Genomic DNA, 26952 nt, shown 5'->3' on the forward strand with positions numbered 1-26952 from the left:
GACGTATGACAAACTCGCCAAAATTGAGTCTGGAAACGATCGCCCAACTCAGCCAGGGAGAGCTCCGCTGCGAAGACTCCGCGCTGCTGATCAGTGAGATCAGCACCGATTCGCGCGGAGCTTTCGCGCGTCATAGCCTCTTTATCGCGCTGACCGGCGAGCATTTCGACGGCCACGAATTTGTCGAAAACGCATATAAGAAGGGGGCCGCCGCAGCCATGGTATCGCGCAGCGCGGATATCGATTCGCTGGCGATTCCGGGCATGGCGCTCATCATCGTCGACGACACTCTGGGCGCGTTGCAGCGACTCGCCGCCGGTTGGCGCGCCCTCTTCGACATTCCGGTGGTCGGAATTACCGGCTCAAATGGCAAGACCGTCGTCAAAGATATGCTCGCCAATATGCTCGCCCAGGAGCATACGGTTTATCGAAGCCCCGGGAGTTATAATTCCCAGGTGGGCGTCGCGATTTCGCTGCTGGGCATTCGCCCGGAGCACGAGATCGCGATCATCGAGGCGGGAATCAGCCGCGTCGGCGAGATGGCGCGCCTGGAGAAAATGGTCCGCCCTACCCTCGGGATCATCACAAATATCGGCCTCGCACACGCTGCGGGTTTGGGCGACCTCGAAACAACGGCCGCCGAGAAAGTTAAATTATTCGAGGGGCTTGGCGATGGTGTTTTGATCTTCCCGGAGGATTGCCCGCCCCTCGACCCGCTCGAACTCCCGGGCCGGCAGCTCTCATTTTCCAGCGACACCGAGGCTTCGGACGCGGCCTATTCTATCGTCGCGTCGCGGGATTCAGGGCATGGTTTCGACTTTGAGGCGCAACTTGAAGAGCGCGGCGTTCACCCCTTTCAACTCCATGTTCTGGGCCGGCATAACCTCAGTAACGCGATGGCGGCCATCGCCGCGGCGGACCAACTTGGACTAGACGTAGAGTCCATGCGTCGAGGCCTCGCGGCCTTCGAATTAAGTCCGCTTCGCCTGGAGATGCACACGACCCAATCGGGCATTACGTTCATCAATGACGCCTATAACTCCGACCCGACCAGCGCGCGCGCTGCCCTGAGCGTCCTCAAAGACTACGCGGGGAGCGCGCGTTCAGTGGCGATCCTTGGCGATATGCTCGACCTGGGATCGCGGGCGAAGGCAGCGCACGCGCAATTAGGGCGAATCGTGAACGACACCGGCGTCGACCTGCTCATATGCGTCGGCGCGTTGGCAGAGGTTGTCGGGGAGTCCGCCGTCGCAGCGGGCTTACCCCCCGAGGCGGTTGTCTTTATCGACTCCATCGACGGACTCGATAGCGTTTTGGACGATCAATTGGTGGCCGGCGACGTCGTGCTCTTTAAAGCCAGTCGTAATATCGGCCTTGAGCGTGCGGCCGAGCGCCTCCTCGAAAGCGTCGCCCCGGCGCGCCTGCGTGTTGACCTCGACGCCATCCGCCATAATTTTCATGCGCTTCGACGCCAGATCGGTGCGGAAACCGGCGTCATCGCGGTCGTAAAGAGCTTTGCCTATGGCAATGATTCGACCCGTGTTTCACAGACGCTCGCCCGCGAGGGCGTGAGCGCCCTGGCCGTGGCCTACGCCGACGAGGGAATTCCGCTGCGCAGGCGCGGCCTCACCCTCCCGATTTTGGTGACCAATGCGCTGGCGAGCGAAGCCGACAAGATCGTCAAATATCGCCTCACCCCCTTTGTCTATTCTTCTTCCGTCGTAGAGGCGTTGGCCGAACAAATTCGTCGCCGGCGCGAACGCGCCGAAGTTCACGGTATTGGCGTACACCTTGAGGTCGATACCGGGATGAATCGGGTCGGGCTTAAGCCCAACGAGATCCTTGAGTTCGCGAAGCTGGTTCAACGCACCGAAGGCGTCTCGATCGCCGGGATCATGACCCACCTGGCCGCGGCGGACGACCCTTGCGAAGACACCTTCACGCTCCAGCAGATAAGTCACTTTGAACAAGCCATTGAGACGCTTAAGCAGGCGAATATCGACCCGGGCATACGCCATGTCGCGAATACCGCGGGCGCCTGGCGATTCCCTCAAGCGCGCTTCGATGCGGTGCGGGTAGGCCTTGGGACCTATGGGATTGCGCCCAGCAAGGCCGTGGGCGCCGAGAGCCCAGGCCTTCGAAACGCGCTCGAGTTCAGCACGCGGATCATTCATATTAAGGAGCTCAACCCGGGCGAGTCGGTGGGGTATAATCGGACCTGGGTGGCCGATTCGGCGCGAAAGATTGCGACCATCGCGGTGGGTTATAACGACGGATTCCCCCGCTTCATGTCCAACGGCGGTGAGGTGCTTATTGGCGGCACGCGCTGCCCCGTGGTCGGCACGGTCTGCATGGATGTCTCAATGGTGGATATCACCGACGTCGATGACGCCAAGGTGGGCGATGAGGTGATCATCTTCGGGGCGCAGGGTGGCCGCTCGATCAGCGTTGATGAGATTGCATCCCGCGGAAAGACCATATCCTACGAACTTCTGTGCAATATCTCCCCACGTGTGCGGCGTATTTTCGTTCGCCAATAGTCCAATTGTTTCACGTGAAACATTTCGGCCGCCTTCGCTGCGAAGCGAGGCGGCCGTTTTGTGTGCGTCAATCCTTGATATAGAGGTAGCCGCTCTGCAATGAGCCCGTCGCGCCCGTATGAAGCCAGCCATTCGCGTCGACTTCGCGGGGCCCCTTGTCATCCCAATACCCGTCAAACATAAGATGGCTGCGCACCAGCACCTCGCCGCTGCCCTCGCGCCGGGCCCCGTCGATCTTACAGGCATAGCTTTGGACCGGGCGACCTCTGGAACCCGGACGCCGGGCGCTAAGGCGCTCAAGGTGGCTGATTCCGCATTCGGGGCGCGCGAAGAGCCCGAGGAGTTGAATATCGCTTCCCTCCAATAGCTCTCTTAATTCCTGCGAGGGAGCCGCGCCGAGCACATAGACGGCTTCGATGCGCGCGCCGAACTCGCGTGAGAGCGGGTCGAAGAACAGCTTTCGGGCCGCCTCCTTGCCCACCTGCCCGAGCATCTTTGTGATCCCAAAATAGCCACCCGAATTGCCCTCGCCCCCGTCCGATTGCAGGCCGGCGGTGGATGTCTCGAGGTCGGCGCGCAGGCGCATCGCCCGGCGCTCCAAAAAGCGCGCGTCCGAGATCAGATGGGTCGGGTTGAGCGTATGAAGATTCGACGCGACCTCCTCGACCGTCTTCGCGGTGGCGAGCGTGCCGCCGTGCAGCAGGGTCGCGGCGCTCAGGAGCCAATTGGGAAAGTGGCCGTAATCCAGTGTCGCAAGGAGGCAGCTCGTATCGCTGAGTTGGAGGTCTTCGCCGAGCATCTCCAGGATTTCCTTAACCTTCGCCCCCGAATAATGAGAGCCGTGCGGGTCCTCGCCGAGGTCGGTGTCAAATAGGATGAGGGACGGTTGCTCGGGCGATACCTGGTAGATAACCCGCGCCAGCTTGTCGACCCAGCCGCGCACGGCCAGCGAGCGCCCTTCTCGGTCGAGATCCTCGAGGAAGAATACCGCCTCGCTTTTGACGGCGCTCGTCGGCTTATCGAACGCAACCCAGCGCAGCCCGGGCGGAAATTTGTCCTCTTTCTTGCCCCTCAGGAATTTCTTTTGCTCGACGTCACGGACGACCACCCAGGAGCTCCCGGTGCGCGCCAAGGCCCGAAGAACTTGAAGTCGTGGCCGGTTCGTCGGCACCACCACCACACACCCGCCAATCAGCCAACTCGCGAACGCCAGGTCCAGCCAATCCCGCCCACCTGACGCCGTCATCGCGATGCGCTCGCCCGGCTGCAACCCCGCCTCCAAAAGCGCGATGGCGAGGCGCTGGACCCGTCGCGTCCATTCCCAATACGTCTCCTCTGCGACCTTTCCTTTCGTGTCTACCGTGCGAAGCGCGGTCTTATCTTTGGTGTCTTGAAATTTGCGCCAGAAATATGTGGGGAAATTATGCATTTTAATCGCGTCTCAAAGGAAATAATAGGCGGCGATGAAGTCGGTAAATAGCGTGTGTAATGGCTGTTCGATTCGATCTTCGATGCAGCGATCGAGGGGCTCCAGGCTGCGATTTTGGTACGTGATAATATATGCACCGATGTTTCAACCGCAATCGAGCGCCCTGGATTCCCCCGCCAAATTATCGAGACGCTGCGGCAAGCCGGCGACTCCGGCCTGCCGAGGGGCTATTTCGCTGCGAGCTCTGAGGCGATGGCCATGCCCGCGAGGTGGCCGGTGGTCCAGGCGTTTTGGAAGTTGAATCCGCCGGTGACGCCGTCGATATTTAGGATTTCGCCGGCGAAATACGCGCCGGGGGTTTTGCGGCTTTCGAAGGTGCGGGTGTCGACTTCGTCGGTGGGGACGCCGCCACAGGTTACGAATTCGTCCTTGTTGGTGCTCTTTCCGGCGACGCCAAATTCGGCGCGCGTGAGGTATTCGGCGAGCTTGTTGCTCTTCGCTTTGGGGAGCTCGGCCCAGCGGCATTCGCCGTCGATGCCGGCGGCGCCGACCAGTGATTCCCAGAGGCGCTTCGAGATCGCGTCGAAGGCTGAGCGGGTGGAGACCTGGCGTTTGCCCCAGTCGGTGCGCAGCTTGTGGAAGCGTTCGCTGACGTTGATGCCGGGGAGCCAGTTGACCTCGAGCGTGAAGCTATAGTCGCGCGCGTGCAATTCGCGCGCGCCCCACGCGGACAACTTCAGGATTGCGGGGCCGCTCAGGCCCCAATGCGTGATGAGGATGGGGCCGTCGGTGGTGAGCTTTTCGCCCTGAACGCGCGCGGATGCGTGTTCGACCGAGACGCCGGCCAGGCCGTCGATGCGAGCGTCTTCGATATTGAATGTGAAGAGTGAGGGGACCGCCGGGATGGGGTTATGCCCGAGGGTTCTGGCAAGGCTTGCGCCTGCGGCGGTGCGGGTGCCGCCGGTTGCGAGCAGAACTTTGCGCGCGCGCAATGGCTCCTGGCGATGCATCGTGAGCTCGAATCCGGTGAACGCGGCGGAGTCGATGGGGGTGATGTCTTTGACACCGTGGGAGGTGCGGATTTCGACGCCGGCCTTGTCGGCGGCAGCGCTCAGGCAGTCGATGATGGTCGTGGAGTCGTCGGTCGTCGGAAACATCCGGCCGTCGGACTCGGTCTTAAGCTGCACGCCGCGCGCGTTGAACCAGCGAATCGTGTCGAGCACACCGAAATGATGCAGGGGCCCGATAAGCGCGCGGTTTCCCCGCGGATAAAAGCTCGCCATGCGCTTGGGATCGGGACAATCGTGCGTGACGTTGCACCGCCCGCCGCCCGAAATTTTGACCTTTTGCAGGACGCGCGCGGACTTCTCAACGATGAGCACGCGTGTGCCGGGGCGGGCCTCGGCGCAGGTGATCGCGGCGTAAAATCCGGCAGCGCCGCCGCCGATAATTATCAGGTCCCAGGTCTCACTCATATCTTCGGGCTCATCTTGGTGGGGGTTTATCTGCTGCATCGACGCATTGCTATAGCGCCGCTGAGATCCGGGCGCAATTGGATAAACCAATCGCTCCCCAAACCGTGGGTCTGGGTGACGGGTTCAACAGAGCGTTTCTAAAAAGATCGCCGCGTTGCGGTTGCCAGGGCGCGATCTTTGGCGCCGAAGCGCAACGAAATCTGGATTTCCCCGATAACTATATACAAGCCGTAAAGAGGAGGTCTGTTGGAAGTATATCCAATCAATATGCATCAATAAGACGAGGCTTTCGTGAAATATAGAACGGGTGATTCGATGAATCTTGAAGGTGTTCGTGACCTGTCGAGCCATTGCGGAGAGTTAAAAGTTGGCGCGTGGCAGTCTCTCGCGGCGAGGTTGGGCTATGACACGGCGCATGGTGCGCAGATCTCGGCGGCGTCATTCCCCGTATGGGGATTCGATGCTCGCGATGCGGCGGCATTCGACGGTGTGGAGGTGCTCGCGGCGACGCCGGATTATCGTTTGATGCGGGTCGATGATGAAGCGGGACGTGGGGATTTCCGCACGCTTCGACGGCTGATGTGCGCGCTGCGGCGCGTGAATCCCGAAGAGTTGGTTGTCTGGTGGTGGACGCGCGCGGAGACGCTGACGGTGGCGTTGCTCGACACCTATGAGGATGGGCGAGAGTTCGTGCGGCGTATGGATATCGACCGCGGCGAGCCGGACGCGGTGAGCCTGGCGCAGCTTGAGGCGTTGTCGATCGCCGACCTGGGGGATGCCGAGAATGCAGACCCGGATGTGACCGATCGCGCGGCGATGCTGCGTCGTCATATCGGCGAGGTGCTCGCGCAGGAGCGTCTGACGCGTGAGTTTTTCGACGGGTTTACCAAGGCGCTCGATACGCTGTGCGCGGAGATGGTTGAGGGGCCCGAAGACGCTGAGGACCGCCACGACGTCGCGCTGGCGACGCTCTTACGGCTGGTATTTCTATACTTTCTGCAGATTCGCGGCGCCTTGGACGGCGACCGGCGCTTCGTTCTGCGTAAGCTGAGGGAGGCGCGCGCGCAGGAGCGCAACTTCTATCGCAGCGTCTTGCGACCGCTATTTTTTGATGCGCTGAATCAGCCGCTGACATCGCGCCGCGCATCGGTCGCGGCGCTCGGGGAGTTTCCGTTTCTCAACGGCGGACTCTTCGAGCCCCTGCCGGCGGAGCATCGTCACCCGGAGTTATCCTGGCCGGACGCGGTGTGGGCGCAAATCATCGAGGGTTTGCTCGAGCACTACCATTTCGCGGTCGAGGAGATGGAGGGCGCCGATGAACAGCGCGCGGTCGATCCCGAGATGCTCGGGCGGGTCTTTGAGGGGCTGATGTACGGCGCGTCGCGGCAGAAGTCGGGGAGTTTTTATACGCCTCGTGATGTGGTGCGAAAGCTCGTCGATGAGGCTGTGGGTGGCTACCTCAGCGACACGACCGCCCTCTCCCCCGCCCAGATTCACGCGATGCTCGACGGGCATCCGTTGGCGATTGACGGCAAGATGCGTGACGAGGTGCGCGAGGCGCTCTCGACGGTGCGCATCCTCGACCCGGCGGTGGGGACCGGAGCGTTTTTGCTGGAGGCATTGCAGGTATTGCGGCGCTGTCATTTTGCGCTCGACGGTGAGGACGCGGCCGCTCGCGGTGCCGATCCCCTGGCTGAATATCGCCACGTGCGTGGGCTGATTCATCGTCATCTCTTTGGCGTCGATATCCAACATACGGCGGTGCGTCTCTGCGAATTGCGGCTGTGGTTGTCGCTGCTTACGACGCTGCCAAAGATGCCCATCGAGGGTCTGCCGCCCTTGCCCAACCTGTCGCATAAGGTGTGCGTCGGGAACTCATTGCTCTCGCCGAGTGACCTGCTCAAGCTGCGCAGCGGGCGCTCCGCCTTCGCGTCGGCGGAACTCCTTGGCCAGGAGAGTGACGGGCAGACAGTGCGTGAAATGCTCGCAAAGTTGGAGCAAACGCAACGCGCGTACCTGACCGCGCACGGCGCGCCGAAGCTTAGGGTCCGCGCGGAACTCGCCGAGCTCGAGGCGAGTATTCAACAGGCGATTCTCGCCGCGCGTCGCGGCAAGCTCGCCGCGAGTCTTGTGCCCCTGGACCAGCTGGGCGCATCCCAAGACCTCTTCGGTGATGATGTGGAGCTGACCCACGAGCAGGACGCGGAGCATCGGGATCTGAGCGCTCAAATCGAGGCGATCGACACGGCCAGTGAGGCGCTCAAGGCCGGTCGGGTCTCGTCGCTTAGCTTCGACTACGCGACGCGGTTTGGCCAACTTCTCGAAGAAGGCGGCTTCGATATCATCATCACGAATCCGCCGTGGGTGCGGGCGCAGAATATCGACGCGGCGCACGCGGATGTGCTGCGTTCTCGCTACGCGTGTCAGCGGCGCGGGCTCTGGGCGGGGGCAAAAAAGGCTGGGATTCGCGCGCCATTCGGTCCGCAGGTCGACCTCGCCGCGCTCTTTTTGGAGCGCTCGCTTGAGCTGCTTCGCCCGGGCGGGCGTCTTTGCGGGTTAGTGCCGGCGAAGCTCTTTCGCTCGCTCCACGGCGCCGCGTTGCGCGCCCAACTTGCCCAACACGCGATTGTCGCGCTTGAGGACTTCTCGGACGGGTCGCGGCGCATCTTTGATGCGACTGTCTATCCGGCGATGTTGCACCTTCAAAAGCGTGAGACGCCAAAACCGATTGGGCGCGCGTCGCGGCGGGATTCGCTGCGCGCGCGGGCGATTCGAGAGCCTTCGCCCATGCAATTAACGGTCTGGCGCGGTGATCTGGCGACCTCCTGGCGGAGTGAGCCGAGCGCCCTCTTCGCCGCCTCGAACCAGCCCGGCGCGCCCTGGTTGTTGGCCGAGCCGCGGGTCCTGAGCCTATTTGAGCGGATGCGCGCGGTCAGTGAGACGCTCGGTGAAGTGCCGGCGCTGCAACCCTCGCGCGGGCTTTTTACAGGTTGCAATGAGGTCTTTATTCACGATGAGGCCGAGACCCTGCAGCTATTGGCCGAGGACGTTGAGGCGTTTAGCCGACCGGTGCTCAGCGGGCGTGACGTGCGGCCCTGGTCGGTGGAGACGCCCAGACGCATCCTCTGGCCCTATGACCCTGCGCTTGAACTTCGCGATGACCTGCCGCAATCGCTACGCGTTCATTTTGAAAAGCACGCTGGCGAGTTGAAGAGTCGCAGTGATTATCGTGCGGATAAGCCGTTGTGGCAGATGTTTCGGGTCAAAGGGGCGCTTTGCAAGCCGAAGGTCGTTTGGCGTGATCTGAGCCCGAAGTTGGAGGCGGCGCTCGCGCCGGCCGATGTGCTGCCCCTGAACACGGTCTATTTTATCTCCCTCGACGATGAGCGGCGCGCGCGGCTTTTCGCGGCGCTCCTCAATAGCGCGCCGATGCGCGCGATGGCCTACGCGCTGGCGGAGCGTGCCCGCGGCGGGTGGCGGCGCCACTTTGCCTGGGTGATGCGCCTGCTGCCGGTGCCGCGGCGCTTCGTTGAGTTTATCAACGGCAAAGACGACCTGGATCTCCTCGCTTTTGAGCAGGAGTTACGCGAGCGCCCTGCCCCGTGGGATGCCACGCCGCGCCTCGATCATTTCGCCGGGGAGCTCTTCGGTCTTAAGCCCGCCGAGGTTGATTACCTGCGCGCCTGGCGCTGCGGTGAGGAGGTGGCGTGATGCGGCCAATAACAGTGAGGGATTGGTTCGGCGTATATTTGCGCGAGAGTGCGGCCGATGAAGACGCAATGGTTGGCAATACGGGAGGGTCCGAGCGTATCGGCGAGCTCGAACTCGCGCCCTTCCAGCAGCGGGCGGTGCTGCGTGGGCTGAAGATCGCGCGCGCCTACGGGGGCGTATTGTTGGCCGATGCGGTCGGTCTTGGGAAGACGCGTGTTGGGTTGGCGATGGCGGCGGCGCTTCGGCGAGATGCGCGTATTCGGGGCGCGGGCGGTCGCGCAGGACCGATACTATGCTGCGCGCCGGCCCGACTCGGCACGCAGTGGCGCGAGGCTGCCATCGCCGCAGGAGTCGCTGATTTCGAGGTGATCACACATACGGCGATGAGTCGCGGGCTGCTTGCGCCGGACGTTCATCCGTCGGTGATATTGGTCGACGAGGCGCATCGCTTTCGCAATCCCAACGCCCGGCGAAGTCGCCGCCTCTGCGACCTCGCCGCGCGCGCCCCGCTCGTGCTGATGAGCGCGACGCCGGTCTGCAATAATCAGTGGGACCTGTATCACCTCTTTCGGCTATTCCTTGGCGACCACGATCTTCGCCGGGCGATTGGGCATAACCTAAAAGAGGCGTTTGAGTTGGCGCAGGCGGGCGACTTCGACCTGAGTGAGCTGGTCGAGCATCTGGTTATTCGTCGCGTCGAGGCGCCGTCAACCATCGGCTTTGGCAGACGGCCTGACGTCGCGCTCGAGGTGCTCACCTACCGGGCGGGGGCCGATGAGGTTTGGCTCTGGAAGAACCTGGAGGCCGAGTTTGAGCGCCTGTCGATGGAGCTATTTCGGGAAGATTGGCCTCGCCAACTCCTGACCGAATACCTCCTCAAGCGCTGGGAGAGCGGCGCCGATGCCCTCTGGGCGACGTTGCTTGAGATGGTCGATTTTCACCGGCGTTGGCTGCAGGCCGATAGTCATGCACATCAACTGAGCCGCAGTGATTTTCGCCGGCTATTTCGCAGCGAGGCGCGCGCGGAGTTCGAGCTAAGCGTGGCCGGCGGCTTCCGGGGCGGCGCGGTCGCTGCGCGCCAGGCCGTCTTCCCCTTCTTCTATGACTTTTCGGGGCAATCTCAGAATGTTTCACGTGAAACATTGCGTCCGATTGAGCGCCACCAGGTCGAGCGCGACCTCGGGCTGCTGCGGGCCTTGCTGGGGCGCGTCGAGTCGGTCGCGAAGAACGGCGATGATAAACGCCGGGCGATCTTCGAGCTTATCGCGAGCGATGCGCAGAAGATTTTGGTCTTTACGAGTTATCAGCAGGCGGCGCGGGGGCTCTATGATTATCTGATTCGGCGATTGGGTCCGCAGGCGCGGGTGGGGCTGGTCACCGGTGAGGGGGCGTATGCGACGGGGTTGGGGAAGACGCGGGCCGATGAGTTGGTGCGGCGATTCGCGCCGATATCGAACGGCGCCTCACAGATGCCAAAACATCAACAAATTGACGTGCTTATCGGCACGGATTGCTTGTCGGAGGGCGTCAATCTACAGGATTGCTCCCGGGTGGTTCTGGCCGACCTGCCCTACTCGCCGCTCGGGGTCGAGCAGCGCATCGGGCGACTCTTGCGGCCCGGGGCGTCGGCCGAAACCGCGACGGTTTATCTTCCGCGCCCCGACTGTTGGGCGGATAGCCTGGGGCTCCGGCGCCGCCTCGACCGCAAGATTTCGCAGGCGGCGCATGTGGGCGCGAATTTCGTGGCGGCGCGTCACCTCAGCGATGAGCCATCTTCGACAGTGGAGAAGCCCGCCGATAATACGCTGGCCGCGCTGACGCGATTCGACGCGTTGAGGCGGAGCTTCGGCGAGGAGCCGGAGCGCGCGCGTTTGGAGGGTGCGGGTTTCGGCAGAGCGCGCGTGCGTCGTGGGGTGCGGCGTTTGTGGCTGCGCGTTGCGGTCTCCGAGGCGAAGTCGACCCGTTATATCTGGTGTCGCTCGGCGCTAAATGAGGCGCCGAAGATGCGTCTTAGCGCGGTGATTGATGGGCTGATTGAGGATTCAAATGGCAGCGCGCCGCTCGAAGCAATCGGGCAAGATGCGCTTGATTCGACTCTTTATGAGCCGGCGCGGGCGTTGATTCGGGAGCGTGAGCGTCTGCTGCGCTCGGCGCGCCTCGCGCCCTACCCGCTACGCCTGGACGCGCCACAGCGTCGCATTTGGGCGATGATTTCCGGGGCCGTCGAGGCGCATCAGATGCGGGTGGATCGGCGCGCGCTCGGGGAGTTTCGTCATGAGTTGCTGCGCTCATTTCCCCGGGGTGTGGAGCGGCGTTTTGAGGAGATGCTTCGGGCGACGATGACGCCTGAGAAATTATATGCCCAGACGCGCGCTATTTTGGGCGAGGTGCCGAAGTGGAGCCCCGAGATCTCGTTGACGATCGTCGCAGGTCTGGAGTTGCTGCCCGAAGGCGTGGCCGCGTAGCGGGCGACTTATCGCATTTTAGAGAGGCGGTCGCAGGCAAGTTGGTGGCCGCCGTCGCAGCCGCGTTTGAAGTATTGCCGGGCGTTTTTCGAGTCTTTGGGCATGCCGTTCCCGGTCGCGTAGAGCGCGGCCAGGTAGGTGCAACCCTGCGGGTCGCCCTTGTCGCAGGCGTCTCGGTAGCTGTCGGCTGCCTGCGCAGGATCGCGGGTGACGCCGATGCCCTCCTGGTAGAGATAGCCGAGTTGCGTGCAGCCGCGCGGTTCGCCCAGCGTGCAGGCCTTTTCGTAGAATTGATAGGCTTTTTCGGGCGACTTGGGGACGCCCTTCCCGTCGCGATAGCGCGAGCCGAGGTTGATGCAGGCGCGCGCGCCGCCGGCGCGGCAGGCGTCCTGGAAGATGATCAGCGAGCGCATTTGAGATTCGAGACTCGCCTCATCGCTGTCGAGTTGATGGCCGAGGTTATAGCAGGCATCGGCGAATCCCAGCGCGCAGGATTTCCGAAATAGTTGAAGCGCGGTTTGAGGCTCCCGCGTGACGCCCTGCCCTGTTTGATGGGCGATGGCGAGGTTATAGCAGCCTTTGGGATCCTGATTTTGGCAGGCTTTTTTATAGAGTTCGGCGGCCAAAGCGAGGTCGCGTTTGAGCAATGTTCCGTTCTCATACATAAGCCCGAGGCTATTGCATCCCGGGGCGTATCCGCTGGCGCAGGCGATGTCATAGAAGATCGCGGCGCGCACGGGATCTTGGGTGTCGCCCTCGTCCTTTTGGTAGTGCAGCGCGAGGTTAAAGCAGGCCTGAGCGTGGCCGCCGGCGCATGCTTTTCCGTAAAGCGCCAGCGAGCGCGTGCGGTCTTTGGGGAGTTGGTCACCCTTCTCGTAGAGGTCGCCCAGGTGGGTGCAACCGACGGCGTAGTCCTCGTCGCAGGCATTTCGATAGAGTTTTGCGGCGTATTCGGCGTCTGCATCGACGCCCTCGCCCTTTTGGTAGAGCGCGCCCCAGAGGGTGCAGGCCTCGGGCTGGCCGGCGTTTTGTTGGGTCTCGAGCGCGTCTTCGGAGCCTGGCGCGGCGCTCGCGATCTTGGGGCGCAGGCAGCCGGTTTTATAGACTTCAGCCGCGCTCGATGGGTCCTGCGCGACCATCAGGCCCTTCTCAAAGCGCACGCCTAACATCACGCAGGCGAGGCTGAACTCGTCGGCGCAGCTCTGCTCGAGGATGCCGATGAGCTTTGCCTGGCCGGACTCGGTGCGGGTGTCGATCTGGTATTTGTCGAGCAGGAGCATGCAGGCTTGCTCCAGGCCGCCCTCGCAGGCGCGCAAATAACTCGCCTGTGCGGCGGGGCTTGGGACCGGGTCTTCGGAGGCCGAGGTAGGCGCGTCGAGCCACTCGGCCAGGCGGCGGCACCCGTCGGCCTCGCCGAGGTTGCACGCGCGCGCAAAGGCCGGCGGCGCATCGGCGACCGTAAAGCCTTCGACCAGGTCGCGCTCGTAGAGCATCCCCAGCCCGACACATCCCATCGCCGCCCCGTAGTCGCAGGCGTTGACGTAATACTCCCATGCCTGTTGCAGGCTCTTCTCGACGCCGTGGCCGATCACGAAGGCCGAGGCGAGCATCGCGCAGGCCACGGGGCTTTTGGCGGCGCATCCGCGGGTAAAATACTCCGCTGCTTGCTGCGGGTCTTTCTGCATCGCGAAGCCGTCGAGTAGCGCCTTTCCCAATAAGGTGCAGGCCATCGCGTCGTCGTCGAGGCAGGAATCGACCAGGTTCGTAAGGTCGAGGTCGCTCTTGATGCGTCGCACCCAATATTCGTCCGGTATGGCGCGCTCGGGTTCGGGCTCCTGCGCCCCGTCGAGGGTTGGTTCGCGCACGGCTGACTTCGTCTGGCTGCACGCGCCGAGCGACAGGCCGAGGAGCAAGACGATAAGATAGAGCAATTTTGAGGGAGCGAACCGGTGCATATTTGGGGGTGTCTCGGGGCTTTCCGTTGATATTGTTTGGGCGCTGTAAGTCGAAGTTCAGGATAGCCGAAAAAGGCCAAGAAACTAAGACGCCTCGCCGGGTGGCGAGGCGTCTTAGTCGAAAGGAGGAGTCATTCCATGAAGTCTCTCATCGTGTTGACCCGATGAGAAATGGCCTGTTTCGAAGCAGGCGAATATATAACCTGAGTAGGTCGATTTGCATTCCCGAAAACACCAAAATATTTCGGGAGAATTCGTTACGATTTTAGGGGCAAAGCGCTGTGATGATTGATCCATAATGCGGGGAGTCCGCCGGGGGCTTCGCCGTCGATATCGAGCATCGCGTGGGCGCCGTCGGTCGAGCGAACGCTGATTCGGCTGGCGCGGCGCCGAAAGATCTTCTTATTTTGCAGGTGTTTGCCTTGGTAGATATCGAAGACCAGCGCCGCGATTTCGCGGCGCGATAAGTCGCCCATAAAGACGACCTGGAACTGCCCGTCGTCGAGCTCGGCGCCCGGCGCGATCCACATGCCGCCGCCGAAGAACTCGCCGTTGGCGATGACGACGTTATTCATCCTTCCGCTGAGCTCGGTGGTGTCGTCAAGGCGGATTTCGACGTTGATATTATTATAGCTCGCGAAGGCACGCGCGGTCGCGATCATATAGCTTGTGCGCCCGCCCAGGCCCTTCCATGCCTTATTGACGGCGCGGTCGACCTCGCCCGAAAACCCGACGCTCGCGATATTAATGAAATAGCGCGAGGCGAGTTTGCCCGAGGCGTCGAGGTAGCCGACCTCACCGATGTCGACGTTGCGGATATGCTGGCCGCTGAGGTGCTCGACCGACTCGCGGTGGCCGCCCATCAGGCCTATCGAGCGTCGAAAGTCGCCGCCCGTTCCGAGCGGCAGCATGCCAACGACCGCGTCGGGGTTGATGGCGACGGGGCCTGCGGCGTCGCGTACGCGGGTCATCCAACCGTCAGGGTCAATCTTAAAGCGCGCTTGGGCGTCGGGCTTTTCGAAATACCCGTTGACGACCTCGTTTAAGGTGCCGTCGCCACCGACGGCTACGACCATCTCCCAGCCCGAGCGCAGCGCCTCGCGCGCCAAGAATGTGGCGTGTTCCGGGCCTTCGGTGAAGGCGTAGTCGAACTCGGGCAGACGCGCCCGCAGCAGGCGCTCCAGGAGATCCCATTCACGCTCGACCGCGCCTGCGCCAGCCTTGGGATTCGCGATCACGAAAGTTCGATAATTTAGGGACATCGCATGCGCCTCAATGGGTGGTAAATATACAGCAAGTTAGCGCCGGGGACTTTCGTCTGGCAATACAAAATAAAGGGGTCCATCAGAGCTCAAAGGCGCGACATACCAGGTCGACGACGTCCAGGGCGACGTCGGTGTCGCTGACGCGATTGAGCGCCCGCACACACATCGCCGAGCCGCAGACGATCTTCTCGCCGCCCTCTCGGCGCATTTGCTCGACCCGGTTGCTGGCCAGGCGCTCGCTGGCCTCCGGTGCGATGCGGTGATACTCGCCCGCCGCCCCGCAGCACGGCGCGTTGGCGCGGTTGGTCGAGAACTCGTCCATCGGCCGGCCGCAAAGCGCCTCCAAGAGCGTGCGGGTCTGCTCGTAGAGGTTGAGGTGGCGCCCCACGAAGCAGGAGTCGTGCAGCATGATGGCGTCGCCAGAGAGGTCGACGCGCGGCTCGATCATCTCGACGCGCTCGGCCAGGAATTCGATGATATGCATCACTTCGAGCGGGCCCTTGCGCCCGAAGCTTGCGCCGTCGCGGTATTCGGCGACCAATTGGGCGTTGTCGGTGATGATCAGATCGGCGCCGGCGAAGGCGTCTTCGAAGCGGGCGCGGTAGTCCTCGTAGGCGCTGCGGTTTCCGCTGGAGAGCAGCGGGAATCCGGAGTCCCCAAAACCTGTGGCGTTTCGGCGTGTTTCCAGGCGTACTTTGCTGCCATGAAACATCTCTAAGAGGATGCCCACGCGTACGACGGATTTGGGGCTAAAATAGCGCAGCTCGGGGTCGGGCATATAGATGATCGTGGAGTCTGGATCGAAGACCTCATCGACCTCAAACCCATGCACCGCCGGGATCTCCGGCGCCTCGCCAAATGCGCTATTATATTGCAGAAATTCGCGGTCGAGTCCCCGAAGCGGATCGGGCAAGAAGCCCAATTCGCGCATCGATTCGCGCGCCGTCCACATCGCGTAGGGCACGTCGTTTTCGTGATTGCACCAGGTCTGGCAGCGCCGGCAACCCATGCAATGATAGAAGGTTTCGGCGACCTCTTCGCTGGGCTCAACCGTGCCGTCATTGACCAATTTAAGCAGGCGCATCAATGCCCACGGCGTGACCGTTTCGCGCGACTCGGCCTCGGCGGCCGGACACGAAAACCGGCATAATTTCGGGCAATACATGCAATAGGTGGTCGACTTGTCGATGGTCGCGTCGGTGTGGCGTTCGAGGACATCGCAGGCGGTCGCGTCGGGCGAGGCGGCGATTTGGGCGTCGGGTTTCTCCATCGGTTTATTCTTCATTGAGGCCCCATGGTGAGGCGTCGTTTTGGGTCAAATTCGTCTTTGAGCGCTTCGCTCCACTCCGGCCAAAGAATCGGCGAGGGTTTTGGGTCGAGCGGCGCGATGATTGGGCGCGCGTCCAGGGCCAACCGGGCCTGCTCGGAGGCGAGGAACGCGCGGGATGTCTCGACGTCTTTGAACGCGACATAGGCGGTCGCGGCGTGATTCGAGAAGTCCATGATCTCGACTTCGGTGGCCTCGCTGAGAGCGTCGAGCGCCGGGCCGAGATTCGCCATGCTATAGGTGAGCGCGAGCGTGCGGGGCGCGGCCCTGCGGCTTCGCTGCTCGGGCATATCCCACTCTAATTCTTGGCGAAAATCGCGGGCTTCCTCGTCTCCTTTTATCTCCGGAAGTTGGAAATCCGCGCCGGAATCGACCGTTAAGAGGCCATTCTCAATGCGGTCGACCATCGCGTCGAGCAGGCGCGTCGGCGCGTGGATGATGGCGTAGAATTCGGCGGCGCTGCGTTTCCAATAACACCAGTTGGGGCGAATATCGCAGGCTGAGAGCGCGCGCAGATAGCCGACGGCGTCGCCGGCCGTGGGCGCCGCCCACACCAATTGGCGAGCAGGCAGTGGTTTTTGAACGCTCAAGGTGACGTCGAGGATCGTGCCAAGGACGCCCTCTCCTCCCATAAATAGGTGGCGAAGATCGGGGCCGGCGGCTTTTCGGGGCGCTTCGAGGTAGCGATATTCGCCGAGTTTTGGCGACACCGCCGAGAGCGCGACGCACCCTTCTCGGATGTCTCCAACAAGCCAATAGGGCTCGCTTGGGCTGTGTTTGGCGAGCAATCCGCCGATGGAGGCGGCGTCGGGATAGGGGCGATAATTGCGCAGTGAATAGCCGTCCTCGCGCAACTTCTCGCGCAGGTCGCCCCAGCGAATGCCGGCCTCGACCGTGACCAACCCGCTCTCGCGGTCCAGGTGCAAGATGCGGTGGCAATTATCGGTGCGAATCGCCTCAAACGGTCGGCCCGCGACAAGCTGCGGGCGAATATGCTGACCCCCGCCGAAGATGACGCGGCCAACTTCGCCAGGTTCGTCCGTGAGCAGATTCGCCAGCGCGTCCGAGTCCGCGGGCCAATATTCTTCGACCGGCTCGGGCAGGTGTCGTGCTTTATAAAATGTCGTCTTTCGCATCGTTTCTCGTGTCCTTCGCAGCGGGTTCGCCGTCGATCAGGCGTAGACCTTGCCGGGGTTCATGATGGCGTCCGGGTCAAACGCGCGTTTGAGGGCGTCGAACGCCGGGCGTCCGCCCTGGTGGTCGTAGTGGGTCCAGCCGGCTTTGGATTGGCCGACGCCGTGGTGATGCGCGACGCTTCCGCCGGCCTTGGCGACCGCCGAAAGCCCGGCTTCCCAGGTGCGATCGTAGCGCTTCAGGGTGTCTTCCATGTCGGAGCCAAAGCCCGTGAAGGTGAAATAGATCGAACTTCCATGCTCATAGGCGTGGCTAAAATGCGCCATGACGAAGACGTGGGGGCTGAGCGCCTCACGCACCGCGCGATGTAGATTGTGCAGGTTCGACCAGCTCGTGGAGACCTCCATCGTGTCCAAAAACGCCCCGGTATCGTACATCGGCGATTGCTTATAGGACACATTATAGCGGTTGTTCAGCCAATGCAGGCCGGGTTGCTCGCCGAGGTCGATTCCGCTGCGCTTGAGCAGGTCGTAGGCGAAATTTGCCTCGTCGGCGATCCGGGGGCTATGTCCTTCAAATCCAACGATAAATAGGCAATTGCCGGGCAAGATATCTACCGCCGAGTTCAGCACCAGCGGGCTGCCCAGCACGCGCCCCACCACCGCGTTGGTCGCCTGCTTGACGCGTCGATTGAGCATCTCCGACGCGTTGGAGTTAGAGAGTCTCGACGCGGAGCGCCGAAGCGAGTCTGAGAGCGTATCGCTGAGCGAGGCCGGCACTGCGTTCGCGATGAGGGAGCGAAGATGGCCCTGGGAATCATTGAGGGGGCCGTCCTGGTCGTGGAGCGGGTCACCCGACTTATGAATGAGGGTGTCGAAGGCGTCGTAGAGGCGCGCGACGGTGGGCTTGAGGCCCGCCTGCATCATATCGCGGATGGCCGCCAGCGCCGCTTCGAGGCTGCGAAATCGGAAGCCACGATAGTGCAGGTGCGTGGGCTTTTTGGCCATATAAAACGTCGCTTCGCTGAGCACGCCCAGGGTGCCTTCGCTGCCGACAAATAATTGGGTGAGGTCCGGTCCGACGGGCGGCACGCGCCGCTCGGCCGGCGCGATGAGCGGGTTCGGTGCGGTGTCGATGATCTCCCCTGCCCCGGTCACCACGCGAAGCGAGGCGATCATATCCTCGATCTTTCCGTAGCGCGTCGAGAATTGTCCGGCGCCGCGCGCCGCGACCCAACCGCCCACGCTCGAGCAATAGATGGAGGATGGAAAATGGCCCAGGGTATACCCGCGCCGCTGCAGCTCCTCCTCAAACGGCATGCCGATCGCGCCTGCCTCAACGCGCACGGTCAGGTCGTCTTCGCGGGTTTCCAGGATGCGATTCATGCGTTTGACGTCGACGACCACCTGGTTGTTGCCCGGCACCGCCCCGCCGCACACCCCGCTGCCCGCGCCAAAAGGCACCAGCGCGGTCGAGGTCCTGCGCGCCCAGCGCACCAATTCGACGATCTCGTCGGCGTTGGCCGGCTGCACAATCGCGGCCGGTAGATGGTGGTTGATATCGCCCCCGCGGGTTCGAATGATCCCGCGCGGCCAGCAGTCGACGTGGTAGGCGAGCCGGTCGGGCGCGCTGTGCAAGACGTGTTGGGGGCCAACGATCCTGGCCAGATCGCTGCGCATCGCGCGCGAGATGGTGTCCGATTTGGCGCTTTCTTGCGTCGTATCCAGTGTCTCTTTCCTATGAGGCGTCGTCTTCATCACCATCGAGGTCATAAATTCCCGGAAGCACCCAGCGATCGAGCACCTCCTGCATTAGGTTTTCAAGTCCGTGAATAAACTCTTCAATTCGCTTAAATTTTGGGTTCTCGGCGTGTAGGCCGCTCTCCTCTTGGTCAAACGCCCAGTCGATCAGGCGCTCGACAAATCCCGACAGCTTCGCGTCGAGGAAGTCGCCCAGGTCGCCGAAGGCCCCGAGCAACGAGATATCGGTCGAGCCGACGAAGAGCTCCGCGATGAAATCATCGAGCTTATCGACGCCAAAAAAGAGCTCGCCGGCGTCCGGAAACTGGTCGATAAGATCCTGAAATTGTTCACGAATGTCGTTAATGATGTCGGCGTCGAGGAGCGGCTGGGCGACGGCATTTTCTTGAGCGCGGTTTTGCGCGGCCGCGCGGCGCGCGTGGTTGGCCAATTGGGTGAGCGTGCGCCCCAATTTATGCAGGGCGCCGAGCAATGAGAGGCCGTCGGCCAACCAGCTAGAGGCGCTCTTGCCGGAGGCGCGCGCTTGCTCAAAGGCCCTAAAAAGCCTGGGCAGGTGGGCGGCGATGCCCTCGGGCTGCGGGCCCCCGTCGGCCTTCGCGTTCTCTTGGTGCGTCGTATTTTGTGGGGTGGGTTCGTCTTCCACGACTCAAATCCGATGGGTGTATATATAGGGGCGAGCGGCGTCACATATTTGGGTGACTCGCCAGTCATTATTTGCGGTATCATGCGTCCGGGCCGACGCCTTTGCAAGCGCAAAAGATGGAGGACAGCGGCCGAAAATTATTCGAAATCTTCTAAAGTCGTGCCCTTCGGAATGACCACGACGCCCTCGGGTGACACGGTGAAGCGGCGGCGGTCTTCTTCGAGATTAAAGCCGATCTCCGCATAAGGTGGGATTTCGACATCCTTGTCGATCACGCAGCGGCGCAGGCGCGCGTGGCGCCCGACCTGCACCCGGGTAAAGAGCACCGATTCCTCGATGCTCGAATATGAATTCACCCGCACGCGCGGGAAGAGAATGCTATTTCGGATCAGCCCACCCGAGACGATCACACCCTCGGCGACCATCGAATTCACCGCGCTTCCCACGCGGTTATTGTCCGGGTCATCGTGGACAAATTTGGCCGGCGCGTAGTGTTTATAGCGCGTGCGGATGGGCCACTTGGGGTTATAGAGGTCGAATTGCGGTGACAACGCCACCAGGTCCATCGAGCTCTGCCAATAGGCGTCGATGCTGCCGACGTCGCGCCAATAGCCCTGCTCCGCCAGCGGTTGGCCGGGGATGATATTCGTGGAAAAATCGTAGACGAAGACCGGGCAATCCGCGTCCTGCACCATGCGGGTGACGATATTTTTGCCGAAGTCGTGCGCCGAGTTTTCGTCCTCGGCGTCGCGGGTGACTTCGCGCACCAGGGCCTGACTGCCGAAGATATAATTGCCCATCGAGGCCAGGCATCGCGTCGGGTCATTGGGCATCGGGCGCGGGTTGTCGGGCTTCTCCTCAAAACCGATGATCCGCCCTTCTGCGTCGACCTCGATGATGCCGAATTGGGTGCCCTCTTCTAGGGGGACCGGGATGGCCGCGACCGTGAGCTCGGCGCCGCGATCCCGGTGGTGTTTGAGCATCTGAGCGACGTCCATCTTATAGATATGATCGCCGCCGAAGACACAGATATCGCGCGGGTTGGCGTCGTCGATGAGATTGAGGTTTTGGTAGATCGCGTCGGCGCTGCCGCTATACCAATGGGGCCCGCGCCGCTGCTGGGCGGGCACCGCGTCGACATAATGGCTGAGCATCTCCGAGAGCCGCCATCCCCTGGAGATATGGTTGATCATGCTGTCCGCTTTGTATTGGGTCAGCACTTTGATCTTATAAAACCCGCTATTGACGAAATTCGACAACACGAAGTCAATGATGCGGTAGCGGCCACCGAAGGGAACCGCGGGCTTAGCGCGGTCCAGGGTCAAAGGGCGCAGGCGACTGCCGACACCACCCGCAAGAATCATCACCAGCGCGTCTTCCATAGCGTCCTAAATAGCTAAAAATAGAGGAATTGAAGCCAATCAATTATTCTAGAATGAGCCCGAGATCATGTCATAAAAACGACGGCAACTCCAATGATAATCAGCAAGAGCAGGACGATGATAATCAGCGGCGCCTTGCCGCCGGTCTTCTCGCCGGTATTCGCGCTCGGCGGGGACTGCGGCAGCGCCCCAAAGGAGTGCTGGGGAGCCTGAGCGGGTTGGACTTCGGGCAACTCAGCGGGCGCGGGTTGCGCTTCAGGGCGGCGAGGTTGGGCCGGTGGTTGAGGGCGCGCCTGCGGTGGCGGCTCTTCTTGTTTTGGGGTCGGTTGTGACGGCCGCTGCATGGCGCTTCGCGCCGCATCGCGCACCTCCTGGGGGACCTTGATCGCCTCCATCGTCTGGGTCGCGCGGGCGACGTCTTGGAGGCCGCCAGCCTGCCATTTATCGCCGCCACCGCCCGGAATCGGCGTATTATGCGCGGGGTCCATCGACGGCACAAAATCATCGCCGCTAAAGCCCAGATCCATCCACTCGCGCGGGTCTTCGCCGTCGCCGCTATATTCGCCGGATTCCTCGGCGTCGGGGGTGATCTGACCGTATCGCTGGGTCATCAGCAGGTCGAGATTCCCCATCTCCTCGAGTGACATCAGCTTATTGAGCTCGCGCTGAACCTGCTTGCCGGCGGCGACGTCGGCCGCGGTGGCGCGCTCGTCCTTCTTCTCCAGGATATTATCGACCAGATGGGCGATGTCGAAGGCCGAGACGACCTTGCCGTATTCGAAGAGAAAGCGGGCCAGATGCGCGCCCAACTCCTTGGCGCTCTGGTAGCGCTGGGCCGGGTCGCGGGCCAGCGCCCTCTTGAGGATATGCTCGAGTCGCGGCGGCACGCGGCACCCGAATTGGGCCAGCGAGGGGATCTTCGCCTCGCGAACAAGTTGGAGGGTCTTATAGTCCGTCTCGCCCAGGAAGAGCCGCCGCCCGGCGATCATCTCCCAGAGCAAAATACCGACCGCAAAGAGGTCCGTGCGCGCGTCGACATTCTCGCCGGTGGCGGCCTCGGGCGACAGATAACCGAATTTGCCCTTCACCACGCCGGGATCGGTCACTTCGGCCTGATCGCGCGCCTTGGCCAACCCGAAGTCGGTGATTTTGACCTCGCCCTCGCGCGACAACAGCACGTTCGGCGGGCTGATGTCACGGTGGACAATCCCCAGATGCGCCCCGCGCTGGTCCAAGAGCGCGTGCGCGTGGGCCAACCCCTGGCAGACCTGCAGCGCGATATAAACCGCCTGCTCGACCGACAAGCGCTGCTTCTTTTGTCCCAGAAGCTGAATGATCTTCTTGAGGTTACTCCCGTCCACATACTCCATCACGATGAAATATGTTTCGTCGGCGATGCCGAGATCGAAGACCTGGACCACGTTGGTGTGGTTTAGGTGAAGGCTGACCTTCGCCTCGTCCAAGAACATGCGCACGAAGCGCTCGTTCTGGGTCAGCTCCGGCAAAACTCGCTTGATCGCCACGAGTTTTTGATAGCCTTGCAGGCTGGTTGAGTTCGCCTTGAACACCTCAGCCATTCCGCCGGCGTCGATGCGTTCAATTACCTGATATCGCTGTTCGGCCATAAATCGGAGTTCTTCAAATAAGGGTTCAGTGGTTCACAGATCGACGTATTAAACACTCGATGCTCGCCCTTCCCCGCCTTGCGGCGACTGCTTAAAATCCTGCGATTTCAAAATAGAAGGGCTGCTATCTTATAAAGTTCATCGGATAGAATCTTATGGCAACAATGCGCTGGTGTCACGGATGTTGCGCAGTTTCGAATCCGCGCGAGCGAAGTCGCAGAATCTTGCGCGTTTTGGCGATAAAGCGGCGTCTCGCGCCGCTCTGACAGGCATGGGAGGCTCGAGCCGATTAAAAAGCGCGGGCGCGATACGCGATCTCGACGCGCAGAAGCGAGAATGTTATGGCTGCTGCGCTAAAAGCTTCGTCTCCATATAGAGGCGGCGCGTTGGTTTTTAGCAGATATTCGCCATATCCTCGCTACGACAAATCCTGGTGCGACACGATGTACAAAAAAGCCCTGATTCCCGCCGCCGGACGCGGCGCTCGCCTCGACCGTCCCAATACGCCCAAACCGCTCGTCGATGTCGGCGGACGCCCCATTATCTTCCACCTGCTCAAGCGACTTGAGGAGGTTGGGGTGGAGCATGCGGTCATCGTCGTGGGCTATGAAGGCAAGAAGATCGAGCGCCAATTGGCCGCCCACCCCGACTTCAATATGAAGATCGAGTTGGTCGAAAACGCCGAGTGGGAAAAGGGCCTGGCGAGCAGCCTGCTGGCGGCGCGCGGGGCGTTCGCGGGGAGCGATGAGCCCTTCTTATTGGCGATGGCGGACCATCTTTTCGACGCCGAATTGGTGGCGAAGATGGCGGCGCTTGAGATCGGCGACGACCAGATCGTGTCGATGTTGGTGGACCGGGATACCGAGCGTATTTACGACATCGACGCGGCCGTGAAGCTCGCGCTCAAACACGACAAGGTCGTGGACGCAGGCCGCCATATCGAGAATTTCCAGGGGATCGACGCGGGGCTCTTTGCCTGCAAACCGGCGGTCTTCGACGCCCTCGAAGAAGTCCTTGAGGGCACCGATGGCGAACCTGTCGACCTCACCGCCGGCCTTGCAAAGCTCGGCGCCGCCCAAAAAGTCGGCGCTGCCTATGTCGACGGCGCGCTCTGGTTCGATATCGACACGCCCCCGATGATGATTCGCGCCGAGATGGCGATGCGCAAACAGCATCGCGTGCAGACGGTGCTGCGCCCCGAGTTCGCCGACGCGAGCGACGTGAAGACCAAAAAATACACCTTTACCACCGGCAAACCGCACGAGACCGACGTCTATGTGCAGCGCGGATTCGTGCGCAACCCCGACCGCCTGCAGCTTATCCCGGACGCCAGCGCCTCCTCGCCGGTCTATGTGTTCACCGACACGAAGGTGAACTCCATCTACGGCGATGACTTTGTCGGCGGCCTTAAAAAGATGGGCTACGACGTGCGCCGGGTCGTGATGGCCGAGGGCGAAGAAGCGAAGACCCTCGAGAATTATACCCGCCTGGTCGAGCATGTGATCGGCGAGGGGATCGATGAGCGATCGATCCTGATTTCGCTGGGCGGCGGCGCGGTTTGCAACGTCTGCGGATTCCTCGCCTCGACGCTGTATCGCGGCATCGGGCTGGTGCACGTGCCGACGACTTTGATGGCCCAATGCGACGCGGCGATCAGCCACAAACAGGGCGTTAACGGCGCGCGCGGCAAGAACCTGGTGGGCTCCTATTACCCGCCGATCAGCATCGCGGTCGACGTCGAGGTGCTCGCCACCCTCGAGGATTGGCTGATCCCCGACGGCCTCAGCGAGGTCGTCAAGCACGCCCTCGGCCAGGACCCGGAGTACCTGCAATACCTGCTCGACTACGACGGGAGCATCCACGACCCGGACTTCTTGGAGACCGTCGTGCGCAAGAATATCGAGCTAAAATGCGAGCTTATGGCCGTCGACCCCAAGGAATACCGCGAGGGCATGGTCCTGCAATATGGTCACACCGTCGGCCATCCGATCGAGTTCCTGTCGGCCTATGACCTCAACCACGGCCAGTCGGTGGGCATCGGCATGATGATCGCGGCGCGCGTCTCGCGCCTGCTGGGCGGTTGCGGCGACGATATCGTCGAGCTGCACGAGCGCCTCATCAAGCAATATAAGCTGCCGACCCGCATCCCCGCGTCGATCGATATCGACGATATCATGTCGATGATGCGCTATAATAAGCGCTACCTGACCGAGGGAACGCGCATGGCCTTGGTCGACGGCCCGGGCAGCCTATGGTCGGTCGACGGCGATTATGTGATCCCGGTCAGCGACGCTGTGTTGCGCGAGGCGATCAAGCAGACCTACTGAGTTTTTTAAACTGCGAAGGACCTGATTATGGCTCGAAAGATTCTTATCACCGGTGGCTCGTCGGGCATTGGACTGGAGAGCGCGCGGGCGTTTCTGAGCGCGGCGTCTGCGCCGTCAGAAGTCGAGGTTATCCTGTGCGCGCGCAACGCCGAGCGCCTGGCCGAGGCGAAAGCCTCGCTGGTCGCAGGCGGCGCCGCGGCCGAGCAGGTGCGCACGCATTCGCTCGACGTGAGCGACCCGGCGGCGGTCGAGGCGTTCTTCGCCGAGGTCGGCCCGGTCGATATTCTGGTCGCAGCCGCCGGCGTCTGCGAGCAGGCGCGCCTGGACGATGAGAATAGCGACGCGGTGTGGCATCGGGCGATGAATATCAACGTGCACGGCGTCTATAACTGCGTCAAAGCCGCCGCGCGCACGATGCCCGACGGCGGGAGCATCGTGACGGTGTCCTCCGGCTTGGGAAAGAACGCGCGGGCGGGCTACGAGGCGTATACGGCGAGCAAGCACGCGGTGCTTGGGTTGACCCGCTGCGTGGCCCTGGAGTTGGCGGCGCGAAAGATCCGCGTCAACGCGGTGTGCCCCGGCTGGGTCGACACGCCAATGTCACGGGCGGACGCGCGCGAGGGCGCGCGGCGCGCCGGGATGTCCGAAGAGGCATACCGCGCCCAGGCTATCGCCGGCATTCCCCTGGGCCGCATGGTCGCGGCCGAAGACGTGGCCGAGCTTATCGCCTTCTTATGCTCCGACGCCGCGTCGGTTATCACCGGGCAATCCTATAATATTGCCGGCGGCGAGTTTTTGAATTGAGGACATTATGAAGACCCTGGTCGTCGGCCATATTACCCATGATTATTACGGCGACGAGGTCGTCGCGGGGGGCTGCGCCTTCTACGGCGCGCGGGTTCACGCCGCGCTCGCCGAGCAGGCAAAGCGCGAGGACGGCGCCAATTTAAGCGTGCATCTGGTGGCCGTGGCGGGCGATGATTTCGGCTGCGCGCACGAGGTCGCCGACCTCGATCTCACCCTGCATCAGGCCGGCGAGACGACCGTCTTCGCCAATTATTATCCGACCGATAAGCCGCGCGTTCAGCTCTTAAAGGCGCTGGCTGGCCCGGTCCTGCCGAAGATGGTCCCGCCAGAGTGGATGCAGGCGGACCTCATTCATCTGGCCCCGGTGCTCGGTGAGATCGACCTCGAAACGTGGAAGACCGCCATCCGCGAGGTCAACCCGGACGCGCTTATCGCGATCAATATCCAGGGGTGGATCAAGCGCGCCGGGCCGCTGTTTAAGGGCGATGATTTCCCCGGCGCCCGGCGGGTTGTCCAGGAGTATTGGGGGGTGGTGGCCGAGGATTTTCGCGGCGTCGATATCGCCTGTTTGAGCGAAGAAGACGTGATCGGACAGCCCGGGCTGCTCGAGAAGCTGACCGAGGCGGTGCCCCTGGTCGCGTTTACCCGTGGCGAGCTGGGCAGCCAGATTTTCGTGTATGGAGAGCCGGTCGAGGTGGGCATCTATCCGACCGAGGCCAGCGATCCCACGGGCGCAGGAGACGTGTTCGCGGCGAGTTTTGCGCATCGGGTCGCGCTGGGCGAAGATATGATCGCCGCCGCGCGTTTCGCCGCCGCCGCCGCGTCGATCGTGGTCGAGGGGCGCGGCGCGCGCGCCCTGAGCCGCATCGACGAGGCCGTCGCCCGCGCCGAGCAGGTGCCCGCCGACGCCCTTGATCTGGGCGAAGAGGACTACGGCGACGATGACGACGATGACTACGACGAGTTCGAATTTTGCGGCGAAGTCCACGATGACTAGGACAGCTTAAGCCCAGCCTTTGAGCCTCGGACGGCATTTTCTGCCAACGCTAAGGCCCTCACCCCTCCAGCCCCCCATATGCATCCCCCCAAAAGAGCGAGGCCTGTCAA

Annotated in this window: 16 protein-coding genes and 1 pseudogene; 6 read left to right on the forward strand and 11 right to left on the reverse strand. The window is 62.2% G+C overall.

The window, feature by feature from the left end:
• Positions 1-5: 5 nt before the first annotated feature.
• Entirely contained in the window at positions 6-2540 is a 2535-nt protein-coding gene (gene alr, locus DN745_RS17155) for an alanine racemase (RefSeq protein ID WP_111336776.1), read from the forward strand.
• Between the two features lie 67 nt (positions 2541-2607).
• Here alr and DN745_RS17160 read toward each other — a convergent pair whose 3' ends face one another.
• A complete protein-coding gene (locus DN745_RS17160; protein WP_111336778.1) occupies positions 2608-3969 on the reverse strand; it encodes an AMP-binding protein in 1362 nt (453 codons plus the stop codon).
• A gap of 227 nt (positions 3970-4196) precedes the next feature.
• Positions 4197-5483, reverse strand: coding sequence for a BaiN/RdsA family NAD(P)/FAD-dependent oxidoreductase (locus tag DN745_RS17165; protein WP_204355031.1), 1287 nt, complete (start codon positions 5481-5483; stop codon positions 4197-4199).
• A gap of 252 nt (positions 5484-5735) precedes the next feature.
• Between DN745_RS17165 and DN745_RS17170 the strand changes: the two genes are divergently transcribed.
• Both DN745_RS17170 and DN745_RS17175 read left to right on the forward strand, forming a co-directional pair.
• Positions 5736-9155 (forward strand): Eco57I restriction-modification methylase domain-containing protein, encoded by a 3420-nt coding sequence (locus tag DN745_RS17170; protein ID WP_133621909.1) that lies wholly within the window; start codon positions 5736-5738, stop codon positions 9153-9155.
• Positions 9156-9223: 68 nt separating this feature from the next.
• The gene (locus tag DN745_RS17175; RefSeq protein WP_162687753.1) at positions 9224-11620 is read left to right on the forward strand and encodes a DEAD/DEAH box helicase; all 2397 of its coding nucleotides are present in this window, start codon (positions 9224-9226) and stop codon (positions 11618-11620) included.
• An 8-nt stretch (positions 11621-11628) separates the two neighbouring features.
• On the opposite strand, the gene DN745_RS17180 is transcribed toward DN745_RS17175, so the two are convergent.
• The 9 genes and pseudogenes from DN745_RS17180 to DN745_RS17215 all read right to left on the reverse strand — a co-directional run bounded on the left by DN745_RS17180 (position 11629) and on the right by DN745_RS17215 (position 22711).
• Positions 11629-13575, reverse strand: coding sequence for a tetratricopeptide repeat protein (locus DN745_RS17180; protein ID WP_111336784.1), 1947 nt, complete (start codon positions 13573-13575; stop codon positions 11629-11631).
• A gap of 257 nt (positions 13576-13832) precedes the next feature.
• The gene (locus tag DN745_RS17185) at positions 13833-14837 is read right to left on the reverse strand and encodes a diacylglycerol/lipid kinase family protein (RefSeq protein WP_111336786.1); all 1005 of its coding nucleotides are present in this window, start codon (positions 14835-14837) and stop codon (positions 13833-13835) included.
• Positions 14838-14919: 82 nt separating this feature from the next.
• Entirely contained in the window at positions 14920-16125 is a 1206-nt protein-coding gene (locus DN745_RS17190) for a (Fe-S)-binding protein (protein ID WP_111336788.1), read from the reverse strand.
• Positions 16122-17303: an FAD-binding oxidoreductase gene (locus tag DN745_RS17195; protein ID WP_111336790.1), complete on the reverse strand. Its 1182-nt coding sequence runs from the start codon at positions 17301-17303 to the stop codon at positions 16122-16124. The genes DN745_RS17190 and DN745_RS17195 overlap by 4 nt, the downstream gene beginning before the upstream one ends.
• Positions 17304-17339: 36 nt before the next feature.
• Positions 17340-18308 carry an FAD-linked oxidase C-terminal domain-containing protein gene (locus DN745_RS20255; RefSeq protein ID WP_420836590.1) on the reverse strand — a complete coding sequence of 323 codons (969 nt, stop codon included), beginning with the start codon at positions 18306-18308 and terminating at the stop codon, positions 17340-17342.
• 132 nt (positions 18309-18440) lie between these two features.
• A pseudogene (locus DN745_RS20260) lies at positions 18441-19073 on the reverse strand (FAD-binding oxidoreductase); the annotation flags it as partial.
• On the reverse strand, positions 19039-19704 hold the full coding sequence (locus tag DN745_RS17205) for a hypothetical protein (protein ID WP_111336794.1): 666 nt from the start codon (positions 19702-19704) through the stop codon (positions 19039-19041). The gene DN745_RS17205 and the pseudogene DN745_RS20260, both read right to left, overlap by 35 nt.
• A 137-nt stretch (positions 19705-19841) precedes the next feature.
• Positions 19842-21086, reverse strand: a complete 1245-nt coding sequence (gene glgC / locus DN745_RS17210) for a glucose-1-phosphate adenylyltransferase (protein ID WP_111336796.1) — start codon at positions 21084-21086, stop codon at positions 19842-19844.
• A gap of 65 nt (positions 21087-21151) precedes the next feature.
• Positions 21152-22711, reverse strand: a complete 1560-nt coding sequence (locus DN745_RS17215; RefSeq protein ID WP_111336798.1) for a serine/threonine protein kinase — start codon at positions 22709-22711, stop codon at positions 21152-21154.
• 443 nt (positions 22712-23154) lie between these two features.
• Here DN745_RS17215 and DN745_RS17220 point away from each other — a divergent pair, with 443 nt between their 5' ends.
• Genes DN745_RS17220 through DN745_RS17230 form a run of 3 tightly spaced genes read left to right on the forward strand, consistent with a single transcriptional unit; the run spans position 23155 to position 26842 of the window.
• Positions 23155-25038, forward strand: coding sequence for a 3-dehydroquinate synthase family protein (locus tag DN745_RS17220; RefSeq protein WP_162687754.1), 1884 nt, complete (start codon positions 23155-23157; stop codon positions 25036-25038).
• A gap of 27 nt (positions 25039-25065) precedes the next feature.
• Positions 25066-25842 (forward strand): SDR family NAD(P)-dependent oxidoreductase, encoded by a 777-nt coding sequence (locus tag DN745_RS17225; RefSeq protein ID WP_111336802.1) that lies wholly within the window; start codon positions 25066-25068, stop codon positions 25840-25842.
• 7 nt (positions 25843-25849) lie between these two features.
• On the forward strand, positions 25850-26842 hold the full coding sequence (locus DN745_RS17230) for a PfkB family carbohydrate kinase (protein WP_111336804.1): 993 nt from the start codon (positions 25850-25852) through the stop codon (positions 26840-26842).
• Positions 26843-26952: the final 110 nt, after the last annotated feature.

The sequence above is a fragment of the Bradymonas sediminis genome, assembly GCF_003258315.1.
Lineage (GTDB): Bacteria > Myxococcota_A > Bradymonadia > Bradymonadales > Bradymonadaceae > Bradymonas > Bradymonas sediminis.